Source organism: Stenotrophomonas geniculata ATCC 19374 = JCM 13324, assembly GCF_001431625.1.
Classification (GTDB): Bacteria; Pseudomonadota; Gammaproteobacteria; order Xanthomonadales; family Xanthomonadaceae; genus Stenotrophomonas; species Stenotrophomonas geniculata.
In genome coordinates, this window is sequence record NZ_LLXT01000111.1 from 60,834 (window position 1) to 70,462 (window position 9,629).

Annotated in this window: 6 protein-coding genes; 3 read left to right on the plus strand and 3 right to left on the minus strand. The window is 67.8% G+C overall.

What is annotated here, in order from left to right:
- Nucleotides 1-39 precede the first annotated feature (39 nt).
- Nucleotides 40-273 (plus strand): glutaredoxin family protein, encoded by a 234-nt coding sequence (locus tag ARC63_RS12795; protein WP_019338792.1) that lies wholly within the window; start codon nucleotides 40-42, stop codon nucleotides 271-273.
- 102 nt (nucleotides 274-375) lie between these two features.
- Here ARC63_RS12795 and ARC63_RS12800 read toward each other — a convergent pair whose 3' ends face one another.
- From ARC63_RS12800 to ARC63_RS12810, 3 genes are read right to left on the minus strand one after another with little or no spacing between them, the layout of a single operon-like run.
- Nucleotides 376-948 (minus strand): YceI family protein, encoded by a 573-nt coding sequence (locus tag ARC63_RS12800; protein WP_019336389.1) that lies wholly within the window; start codon nucleotides 946-948, stop codon nucleotides 376-378.
- Nucleotides 949-951: 3 nt separating this feature from the next.
- The gene (locus tag ARC63_RS12805) at nucleotides 952-1,524 is read right to left on the minus strand and encodes a cytochrome b (protein ID WP_010482755.1); all 573 of its coding nucleotides are present in this window, start codon (nucleotides 1,522-1,524) and stop codon (nucleotides 952-954) included.
- A gap of 10 nt (nucleotides 1,525-1,534) precedes the next feature.
- Entirely contained in the window at nucleotides 1,535-2,167 is a 633-nt protein-coding gene (locus ARC63_RS12810; RefSeq protein WP_010482756.1) for a YceI family protein, read from the minus strand.
- 166 nt (nucleotides 2,168-2,333) lie between these two features.
- On the opposite strand from ARC63_RS12810, the gene ARC63_RS12815 reads away from it, so the two are divergent.
- Nucleotides 2,334-5,879 carry a hybrid sensor histidine kinase/response regulator gene (locus tag ARC63_RS12815; RefSeq protein WP_029379839.1) on the plus strand — a complete coding sequence of 1,182 codons (3,546 nt, stop codon included), beginning with the start codon at nucleotides 2,334-2,336 and terminating at the stop codon, nucleotides 5,877-5,879.
- Nucleotides 5,880-5,975: 96 nt separating this feature from the next.
- The gene (locus tag ARC63_RS12820; RefSeq protein WP_057503490.1) at nucleotides 5,976-9,503 is read left to right on the plus strand and encodes a hybrid sensor histidine kinase/response regulator; all 3,528 of its coding nucleotides are present in this window, start codon (nucleotides 5,976-5,978) and stop codon (nucleotides 9,501-9,503) included.
- Nucleotides 9,504-9,629: the final 126 nt, after the last annotated feature.

A 9,629-nucleotide genomic window follows, 5' to 3' on the forward strand; every position in this document is an offset into this window, starting at 1 on the left:
TGGCTGCGGCGCAGCATTTCCGCCAAGGGGTCCCATCCGGTGTTGACTCTGTTCCAGCGTGACGACTGCCACCTGTGCGACATGGCCCTGGCCGAGCTGGCCAAGGCCAGGGCGCCGGAGTTCGAATCGGTGTTCCTGGATGACCAGCCGGCGCTGGAGCCGCGCTACGGCGCGCGGGTGCCGGTGCTGCGCGACGAGCGCGGTGACCGTGAGCTGGACTGGCCGTTCGACGCGGCCACGGTTAAGGCTTGGCTGGCTGAAAGCTCATTGTAGAGCCGAGCCATGCTCGGCTGACGCGCGCAGCGCGACCTGGACGGCAGCCGAGCATGGCTCGGCTCTACAGGATGCGGCCGGGGCCGTGCCCCGGCCCATCGCTCATTTCGCGTCGAACTTCACGATCGTGCTGATCGCGGTTTCGTCCGGGATGGTCTTGGTGTCGGCCCAGTCACCGCTGCCGACGCCGAAGTCCAGGCGCTTGACGGTGGCCTTGCCGGTCAGCACCGGCTGGGTGCCCGGCTTCCAGGTGAAGGTCAGCGTGACTGGCTTGCTGACCCCGCGCAGTTCCAGGGTGCCGTCGGCGGCGAACTGGTCGTTGCCCACCGCTCGGAAGCCCTTGGCGGTGTAGCGCGCGGTGGCGAACTTGCCGACGTTGAAGAAGTCGGCGGTCTGCAGGGTCGAGTCGCGGTCGCTGTTGCCGCTCTTGGCGCCGGCCAGCGGGATCACCACGTCCAGCGAACCGGCGGCCGGGTTGGCCGGGTCGAAGCTGAGCTTGGTGGCAAAGCCCGGGAAGCTGCCGGTGAACACTTCGCCGTCGTACTTGGTCGCGAACACCAGGATCGAACCGGCACCGGGGGCCTGCGCGTAGTCGGCGGCGAGCACCGGGGCGGTGGCCAGCATGCCGGCCAGGGCGGCGGCCACGGCGGCCGGAGTGGTCAGTTTCAGGTTCATCGGTCAGTCCTTCTGAGGGGAGGTGAGCCAGCCACGCGGCAACATGCGGGACAAGGTCGCATCGCGCTGGAACAGGTGGTGGTAGAAGGCAGCGCCGGCATGGGCCAGCACCACCGCGATCAACAGCCAGAAGCCGTATTCGTGGATGGCATGGGACACCGCAACGACCTGCGGGTCCGGGCCGCTCAGCTTGGGCACGTCGACCAGGCCGAACCAGCGGAACGGGCGCAGGCCGCTGGCCGAGTCGTACAGCCAGCCCGATAGCGGGATGGCAAACATCAGCACATACAGCAGCACATGGGTGGCACTGGCGATGCGTTCCTGCCAGCTGGGCACGCCCGGCACCGGCTTGGGAGCACCGGCATACAGGCGCCAGCCGAGGCGGAAGAGTACGAGCGCCAGCACGGTGATGCCGATCGACTTGTGCGCGGTATAGACCCAGAAATACTTGGGGGTCTTGGGCAGTTCGCCCATGGTCAGGCCGACCACGCCGAGGGCGAGGATCAGCAATGCGATCAACCAATGCAGGATCTGGCTGACACTCCCCCAGGCGGCGGGGGTGTTCTTGGCGGTCATGAAGGGTCCTCTAGGGGGCCGTCTTGGGGTCGGAGTGTGGAACGGGAGCGGGAGTTCCCGGGGCGTCGCTGCGGTCGAGTGTGGCTTCAGCCTCGATCCTCAGCTGTACTGCATCACCGATGACGCCCGGCCAGGCGGTGATGCCGAACGCGCGCCGGCTCAGCGTGGTGCTGGCGGAAAAACCGGCGGTGCGTCGGAACGGGGGCAGGGGATAGCGCTTGATGGCGTTGAGCGTCACGTCCAGCGTGATCTCCTGGCTGACCCCGCGCAGGGTCAGGGTGCCGATCACGTGGGCGCGCCTGGCATCGATCGGTTCGACCCGGCTGGAGACGAAATGTGCCTTCGGGAAACGCTCGCCGTCCAGAAGGCTGCGGGCCAGCGTGGCCTGGTTCCACTTGGCATCACCCAGGTCCAGTCGCGACACGGGGACCTCGACATCCAGTGTGGCCTCGCGCCAGTTGTCGGGATCGAACTGCAGGCGGCCCTCACTGCCGGAGACCGTGCCCATCGCCTGCGAGTAACCCGCGTGGTCGATGGTGAACAGCACACGCGTATGCACCGGATCGAGGCGATAGGTATCTGCATCCGCCCAGGCGGGGGCGGTGGCGAGCAGCATCGGCAGCAGGGCCAGGCAGGGACGCATCGATGGCGGGCTCTGGAAAGGGGGACGTTGCGATCATACGCACAGCCCCCTGCCAACGTTGCGTGCATGGCTGCAACAGTTCGTGGTGGGTCCACCGGTGGAAACAGGCTGTTGCAGCCATGAAGCCGGCCCTGTGTGACAATCGGGACAGGACAGGGGGTTCAGGATGACGAGCGGTTGGCGCCGGTGGTGCCGAGGCATCGCGGGAATGGGGCTGCTGCTGATGGCGTTCGCCACGGCGGCCACGGCCCTGGACATGGCGGAAACACCGCGCCTGCGCCGTTTCGGTGCCGCCGAAGGCATGCCCTCGCGCATGGTGCTGGCGTTGGCCGAGGACCGCCAGGGCCATATATGGGCTGCCACCGATGGTGGCCTGGTGCGCTATGACGGCGGCAGCCTGCGGGTCTGGGAACATGATCCGGAGCAGCCGGGATCGCTGCCCGGCAACGAGATCGAGACCCTGCTGGTCGATCCCCTGGATCGCGTCTGGGTCGGCATCAATGGCAAGGGCGTGGCCCGGCTGGATGCTGACCGCGAGCACTTCAAGACCTTCGATGCGGTCAACGGCCCCTGCATGAGCCAGTTCTGGACGTTGGCCTACGCCGAGGATGCACTGTGGATCGGCACCAGTGGCCATGGCGTCTGCCGTTTCGGTGAAGACGGCAGCCTGCGCTTCTTCGAGCATGATCCGGCCCGTCCTGGCGGGTTGCCCAGCAATACCATCTACAGCAGCCTGGTCGATGCGCAGGGGCGCCTGTGGATCGGCACCGAGGCGGGCATTGCGCGCTGGAACGGAACTGGATTCGAGGCTGTCGCGCCGCGCGAACTGGGGGCGCTGAGTGTGTTGCGCCTGAGCCGCGACCCCGATGGCTCGATCTGGGCCGGCAGCCAGAACGACGGCCTCTACCGTATCGACGCGCAGGACCGGGTCAGTCGTCCGCGCTGGACCGACAGTGCACGCCTGCGTTCGGCACTGGTGCTGGCCGATCGCCAGGGGGGGTACTGGGCGGGCACCTCCGATGGCCTGTTGCGCGGAGATGCCAGCATGCTGCGGCGGCTCGACGGCGACCGTGGCAGTGGTTTCCTCACTGCCCAGAGCGGTGTGCTTGATCTGATGCAGGACCATGAGGGCGGATTGTGGGTGGCGCTGCTGACCCAGGGCCTGGCCTACCTGCCGCCGGACTGGCGCCGGTTTTCGATCTGGAACCAGCTTGACGGCAAGCCGCTGGACAGCCAGTACCTGTTGAGTGCAGCCAGTGATGGCCGGAATTACTACGTCGGCTCAGCGCATGGCGTGTACCAGCTGGACGCGCAGGGAGTGCTGAAGTTGTTGGCCAGCGATCGCGAGATCGGCAGCGGGGCGGTGTGGTCGGTGCTGCCGCGGCCGGACGGGCGCCTGTGGCTGGGGCGTGCCGGCCGCATCAGCGTGTACGACCCGGCCACCCGCGCGCTGCACGATTGGCATATCGATGGAGGGGCCGATCTGCGCCAGCGCATCGATCTGATGCGGCAGGCCCCCGATGGCACGGTCTGGCTGTCGGTGATGAACCTGGGCCTGCAGCAGCGCAGCGCCGATGGCCGCGTGCTGCGTAGTTTCCCGCTGGAGGATCTCCGCAAGACGGCTGATTCACCGGTTGAGCAGATCCGCTTTGATGCCCAGGGCAAGGCCTGGGTGATGGGCGACATGGGGATCTGGCGTGAACAGGCCGGGCGTTTCGAAGCGGTGCCGGGCGTTTCGCGTGGGCTGATCTACGATCTGGTGTGGGTGGATCCACAGCAGCTGTGGCTGGCCCGCCAGGGCGCGCTCGAGCGCTACCAGTGGGATGGCATGAGCCTGCGCCTGATCCAGCGCATCGATGGCAGTGCGGGCGTGCCGTCGGTGAGCATGGGGGGACTGGCGTTGGCCGAAGATGGCCGCCTGTGGGCGACCACGCCACGTGGCCTGCTGCGGTGGGACCCGAAGGCGCGCCGCCTGCAGCAGTTCAACGAACGCGATGGCCTGCCCGACGCCGAGTTCACCAGCCGGCCGCCAGCGGTGAATGCCGATGGTCGCGTGCTTGCGGTGGCCCAGACCGGCCTGGTGGTGTTCGATGTGAATGCTGCCGATGCCGTGTTGCCACCGTCGTCGCTGGTGATCGCCGAGGTCCGCGTGCGGCGCGATGATGCCCGTGGCTGGCAACCACTGCCGACCACCGGCACGCTGTTGCTGGGGCCCGACGATCGTGATCTGCAGATCGACGCGCGACTGCTTTCCTATGCCAATCCGCAGGGCAATCGTTACCGCTTCCGGGTGCAGGGCTACGACCAGAACTGGGTGGAGCAGGGCGGTGACGGCCAGCGCACGTTGTCGCGGCTGCCGACCGGCAGCTACGTCATTGAAGTCCAGGCAGCCACGGCCAGTGGCGCGTGGACGCCTTCGCAGCAGTTGCAGGTGAAGGTGCTGCCACCCTGGTGGCGCAGCGGCATGGCGATCTTCGGCTACCTGCTGATCGGCTCGCTGCTGCTGCTTATCCTGGTGTGGTCGATCCGTGCGCGCCTGCGCCGCCGCCAGCAATGGCAGTTGACCGTGCACAAGCAGCAGCTGGCAGAGCAGGCCTCACAGGCCAAGAGCCGGTTCCTGGCCACGCTGGGCCATGAGGTGCGCACGCCGATGACCGGCGTGCTCGGCATGAGCGAACTGCTGCTGGCCACCCCGCTGGATGCGGTGCAGCGCAGCTATGCAGGCTCGATCCAGCAGGCTGGCAGCCACCTGTTGCGGCTGGTCAACGACGCGCTGGATCTGGCCCGCATCGAGGCCGGCCGGCTGGAGCTGGACCTGCGCCCGTTCGATCTGGCCGGCCTGCTCGACCAGGTGCAGGCGTTGATGCAGCCGATGGCGAAGCAGCGCAACCTGGAGTTCCAGCGTGGAAGCGATCCGCCGGGGCCGGTCAGCGTCAGCGGCGACGAGATGCGCGTGCGGCAGATCCTGCTGAATCTTCTGGGCAACGCAATCAAGTTCACCGAGCGTGGGCACGTCGGCCTGGCCGTGCGACTGGAGGAGAATGGCGGCGGCCTCTGCTTCGAAGTGCATGACACCGGCCCGGGCATCAACGCCGAGCAGCAGGACCGCCTGTTCCATCGCTTCGAACAGGCGGACGGCCCGCGCACTGCGTCGCGCTATGGCGGCAGCGGGCTGGGCCTGGCGATCTGCCAGGAGCTGGCCGTGGCCATGAACGGACGCATCGAAGTGGACAGCCAGCCGGGCAAGGGCGCGCGTTTCCGGGTGTGGCTGCCGCTGCCCTGGATCCGGCAGGCCACCAATGCGCCGGGCGAATCGCCGGTGCTGCCGATGCTGCCGCCACTGCGCATCCTGCTGGTGGAGGATGACGCGACCGTGGCGGAGGTCATCGCCGGCCTGCTGCGTGGCCGTGGGCACGATGTGGTGCACGTGCTGCATGGCCTGGGCGCGCTTTCGGAGATCGCCACCGATGGCTTTGACGTGGGCCTGCTGGATCTCGATCTGCCGGCGCTGGACGGCACCGCCATCGCCCGCCAGCTGCGCACCATGGGCTATGAACTACCCCTGGTGGCGGTCACCGCACGCTCCGATGCCTACGCTGAGACCCAGGTCCTGGCGGCCGGGTTCGATGGCTTCCTGCGCAAGCCGGTGACCGGTGACATGCTGGTGGCTGCCATTGCCCAGGCGCGCGCAAAACGACAGACCACCCTTTGAATGCGCCAGTGCCGGGCGTGAACGGCGCGACTTTCGGTTTACCATGCCGACGCCCGTAGTGCGGGAATCATCAGAAGCAGCGTGAGGAGGCAATCGGTGGTGTATCTGCGGGCGGCGATGCTGCTGCTGGTCCTCCTGTGCTGCCTGTCGCCCGCTGCGGCGCAGCCGGTGCCACCGAGCCCGCGCCAGGTGACGGTGTTCGACGGCTTGCCGTCCAATACCGTGAACCGCATGGCCGAGGACCGTTACGGTTACCTGTGGATCGCCACCAACGACGGCCTGGCCCGCTACGACGGGCGCAACTACCGGATCTGGCGTTCGGAAGACGGCCTGCGCGACAACCGCATCTGGACGGTGCTGGTCGATGCCCGCAACCAGCTCTGGATCGGCACCGAGAACGCCGGTCTTGTACGGATGTCGGCCGATCGCCGCCAGCTGCATTTCTACGACCGCAGCAGCCAGCCGTTGATGGGCACCAACACGGTCTGGAGCCTGGCCACCACGCCGGATGGTTCGGTCTGGTTCGGCACCCACGAAGGTGGTCTGTACCGCCTGGACAACCAGGACCGGCTGCAGCGCTTCCTGCCCGAAGCGAACAACCCACGCAGCCTGCCGGCCGCATCGGTGCCGTACCTGGCAACCCTGGCCGATGGCAGCCTGTGGATCGGCACCAAGCATGGCGTCGCGCGCTGGACCGGCACGGACTTTGAACGGGTCGGTGCCAGCATCGTTCCCAGCCAGTTGATCAATGGCCTGACGGCCGAGCCCGATGGCAGCCTCTGGATCAGCACGATGGCCGGTGCCGTCGTGCGTCGCCCCGACGGTCGTTTCGAGGCGCCGTCCTGGAAGCTGCCCGAAGGCGAACAGGTGCTGGGCATGATGCTGCGCGACGAGCAGGGCGGGCACTGGCTGGACACCCGCACCGGCCTTGGCCGGGCGGTCGATGGCCAGTACCAGGCCGTGCCCCTGTACAGCGCCGTGGCGCGTGGTCCGGTGCGCCCGAACTGGACCGGCGCCTACGAGGATCGCGAGGGTGGTATCTGGCTGGCCAGCACCAACGCCGGCCTCTGGCACCTGCTGCCGCGTTGGTGGCAGTTCTCGGTGCTGTCGCGGCTGGAGGACGACCCCCGCTCGCTGCGCAACGCTTTCGTGCTGGGTACCAGCCCGTCCAGCAACGGCGGCATCTGGACGGTCGGCAGCCACGGCGCGCTGGACCGCTTCGATCCGAAGACCGGCAGCATCGAACAGCATCGCACCTGGGTCAACGGCATGCACTGGCTGACCTCGGTGCGCGAGGATCGCCGCGGCCAGGTCTGGATCGGTTCCAACGACGCACTGCTGCGCTATGACCCGAAGCGGCGTGATCTGCGCCGCTGGGGCCGGGATGCCGGCGCCGACGCGACCATGGAAGGTGTCATCGAATCGATGATGACCTGTGATGGTGACAGTCTCTGGCTGATGCTGTCGGCGGGTCTTCAGCAGCGCGATCTGGATGGGCGCCTGCGGCGCCAGCTGGACAATGGCCAGCGCGGATTGCAGCAGGGCCAGCTCAATCTCGACGTGGAATGCGGGCCTCAGGACCATATCTGGCTGGCCAGCAGCCGTGGCCTGCTGCAGTGGCTGCCGGAAAGCGAGCGTTTCCAGCCGGTACCGGGTGCACCGGCGACCGCGATCCATGCTCTGCACGTGGGAAGCGATGGCCAGGTCTGGCTGTCCGAGGATGGCCGCCTGTCGCGCTACCGCTGGAGCCAGGGCCGGCTGGAGCGGCAGGCCGTGATTGGTGCCGAGCAGGGCTACCCGGCGATCTCCGCCTCGGGACTGGTGGTCGATGCCCAGGGGGTAGCGTGGGCAACCAGTGCGCGTGGCCTGGTGCGCATCGGTGCCGATGGCCAGAGCGTGCGCCTGTATGGCGTGCACGACGGCCTGCCGAGCCAGGAATTCCGTGAGCACACGCTGGTGATGTCGGGAGACGGCCATCTGGTGGCGGGTACGCCGGCCGGTGTGGTGGTGTTCGACCCGGAGCAGGTGCGGCCCTCGATGCGGCGTGCGCCGCTGGTGATCGAGCGGGTGGAGGTGCGCCGCAACGAGCAGGTGCTGGACCTCACCCACGACACGCCGTTGCAGATCGCCGATGGCGACCGCGATCTGCGCATCGTCGCGCGCCTGCTGTCATTCGCCGATTCGGCGTCCAATACCTATCGTTACCGGTTAGCCGGCTACGACCCGGACTGGGTGGAAGTGGGACCGGCCGGTGAGCGCCTGTTCTCGCGGCTGGCACCGGGCAGCTATCGGCTGGAAGTGCAGGCGCGGTCGGCCGACCATGTCTGGTCACGGGTGCAGAGCCTGGAATTCCGCGTGCAGCCACCGTGGTGGCGCAGCTTGTCCGGCCTGCTGGTGCTGGCCTCGTTCGCGCTGCTGCTGACCAGCTGGTTCGCTTGGCTGTACCGTCGTCGCCTGCAGCGCCGCCACGCCTATCAGCTGGCGCTGCACAAGCAGGAGCTGGCCGAACAGGCATCGGCCGCCAAGACCCGCTTCCTGGCCAACCTTGGCCATGAGATCCGCACGCCGATGACCGGTGTGCTGGGCATGAGCGAGCTGCTGCTGTCCTCGCCTCTGGATCCGCAGCAGCGCGGCTATACGCAATCGATCCGCCATGCCGGCGAGCACCTGCTGCACCTGGTCAACGATGCGCTGGACCTTGCGCGGATCGAATCAGGTCGTCTGGAATTGCAGCACAAGCCGTTCGCACTGAGCAGCCTGCTGCAGGACCTGGCCGCGCTGATGGGGCCGTTGGCGGCGCAGAAGGGCCTGCGTTTCACCCTCGACAACCAGCTGCCCCCCGGCCTGCAGGCCACCGGCGATGCAATGCGGGTCCGTCAGATTCTGCTGAATCTGCTCTCGAATGCGGTCAAGTTCACCAGCCGCGGCACCATCACCCTGCACGCGCGCGGCGACGCCGAGCTGCGATCGCTGCATTTCGAGGTGCGCGACACCGGCCCCGGCATCAGCCAGGAGCAGCAGCAACGCCTGTTCCGCCGCTTCGAGCAGGCCGATGGTGCACGTACCGCCGCCCAGTACGGTGGCAGTGGCCTGGGCCTGGCGATCTGCCGCGAACTGGCGCATGCGATGCAGGGGCGCATCCAGGTGGAGAGCCAACTCGGTCGCGGCACCTGCTTCGGCGTGACGTTGCCGTTGCCGATGGTGGTCGATGCCAATGCCGAAGCAGATGGTGAAACGCACCGCGAGGACGCGGCGAACATGCCGCCATTGCGGGTACTGCTGGTGGAGGACGATGCGACCGTGGCCGACGTGGTGCGCGGGTTGCTGAGTGCGCGCGGGCACGAGGTCGTGCATGCGGGGCATGCGCTGGCGGCACTGCGCGAGATCAGCGCCGGTGATTTCGACGTCGGCCTGCTGGATCTTGACCTGCCGGGCCTGAGCGGCTTCGAGCTGGCCCAGCACCTGCGCAACCAGGGCTACATGCTGCCGCTGCTTGCCGTGACCGCGCGGACCGATCCGGACCTGCAGCAGCAGGTGGAAGCGGCCGGCATCGGCGGTTTCCTGCGCAAGCCGGTGACCGGTGAGCTGCTGGTGGAAGCGATTGCCAGGGTCATGGGGCGGTAGGGGGTTCGGCAGGGCCTGCGGCCCTGCACCTGCGGCAAGCCGGAGCAACAGCAACCGCCGAAGCAAAAGCTGGCTTCCTGTGGGATGGCGGGGTGGGTCCGGTTACGGGGGACGCTGCAAGTACGT